At 57.8% G+C, this 1,385-nt stretch carries 2 protein-coding genes and 1 pseudogene; all 3 read right to left on the bottom strand.

The window, feature by feature from the left end:
- Positions 1–305: 305 nt before the first annotated feature.
- Positions 306–440: a hypothetical protein gene (locus EN964_RS39290; RefSeq protein WP_306663836.1), complete on the bottom strand. Its 135-nt coding sequence runs from the start codon at positions 438–440 to the stop codon at positions 306–308.
- A 174-nt stretch (positions 441–614) separates the two neighbouring features.
- Positions 615–843 (bottom strand): annotated as a pseudogene (locus EN964_RS34640) (type II toxin-antitoxin system ParD family antitoxin).
- A 249-nt stretch (positions 844–1,092) separates the two neighbouring features.
- On the bottom strand, positions 1,093–1,385 hold a 293-nt coding region (locus EN964_RS38240; protein WP_206528815.1), incomplete at its 5' end, for a hypothetical protein.

Genomic DNA, 1,385 nt, shown 5'->3' on the forward strand with positions numbered 1-1,385 from the left:
TCTTGAATTTCGCTAAGGGCAGGCTTAGAAGCAAACTTCTTCGTCGCCAGCGGCGAGCCGCCCTCGTTCGTGAGGCGTATATAGTCGCCACCAACGACAACTGTCAACACACATCGACAATGTTTTTTCGATTTCTCGTAGAGATATCCACCGGGCCGAAATTCATGAGTTGGCTTGGCTGAATTGTGGGCGGCGTTCTAGCGCCTACCATTCCTGTGATGCGTCCCGAGATCGAGGCGCTGATGTGTGCCATCGCACCCGTTGCGCCTGAAGGACTGCAGAGCAATTCTCCACCGAAGCGCCGTTTAGAGCCGGTCTTCGAGCAATTCCGGTGTGATGTTCCGGCCGGCGTAAAAGATGCCCAGGATCAGGACCCGCCCGCCCTCGACGGCAAAGGTAATGCTGACGCGGCGGTAGCCAACAATCCGCAGCCCAGGCATGATCTCGACCCGCTCGGTGCCCGCCGTGGAAACGTCGACAGGTCGAGACAATGGTGGCGGATACCCGTAATGAAATCCCAGGAGATCGCTGGCGGCGCACGTCCGGCTATATCATAGTAGAGTTGCTCCAGCTCGGCTTCTGCCCTGGGTGGAAGACAGTCCGACACTCCACCCCTACTTGGCTTTCGCCTGCTTCGCGCGATGACGCGCCTCCAGCCGGGAGAAAACCGTTTCGGCAGGGATTCCCTTCGATGGATCCTGCCGGGGTTCAGTTCGCCGCCCCGGTATCTCCTCGCGCAGCCTCGAAATCCTCAAGCATGCGCAGGCCCGCGCGGACAACCTCGCTGGCATTGTTGTAGCGGCCTGGTTCGAGCTGCTTCCTGATGAAAAGCGTGCGGGGAATATGGGAGTGATCCCGAACCTGGCGATAGATGTCAGCTATTAGCAAAAATTAGCAAAATTGGCTGATTCGGCCATGCCACACCTTGCGCCACTCATCCTCAGAGAATCACCCTTCACTTTGATTCGACTTGATCGAGGCGTCGCTTCAACGCCCCAGGCCGCTCGGCCAACGGCACTTGCGGCTATTGCGGCGTGACACACCCAACCGCCGGCGCGATCGAGGATCTACATGCAGGTCGATTCGCGGTCCTCAGTCATTGTCATGGCCGAGGGTGGCCACAAAAAGCCGGCTGAATAGAACACCACCCCCGACCCAATCATTTCCTATTTGATTGCAAGTCATCACCGGCATCACTGACCGATGCCCGATAAGAGGATCGGATGCTTCGTCTTTTTCGCCTCCGATTCGGTTGATCCGGTTATGGCGGCGGCTGGGCACTTCACTGCCAGTCCCCCGAACGCAAACGGCCCGCGGCTGCGGGCTGTTTTGAATTAGGTTTTGTTGAGAGGCTTGTTTTGTTGTCGTAGCTTGTCGGCTGAGGG

Origin of the sequence: Mesorhizobium sp. M7A.F.Ca.CA.001.10.2.1, from assembly GCF_003998575.1 — a bacterium.
Classification (GTDB): Bacteria; Pseudomonadota; Alphaproteobacteria; order Rhizobiales; family Rhizobiaceae; genus Mesorhizobium.

Coding starts and splice junctions, on each gene's coding strand:
- EN964_RS39290 (WP_306663836.1), bottom strand. CDS start 440: ATGCCTGGGCTGCGGATTGTTGGCTACCGCCGCGTCAGCATTACCTTT.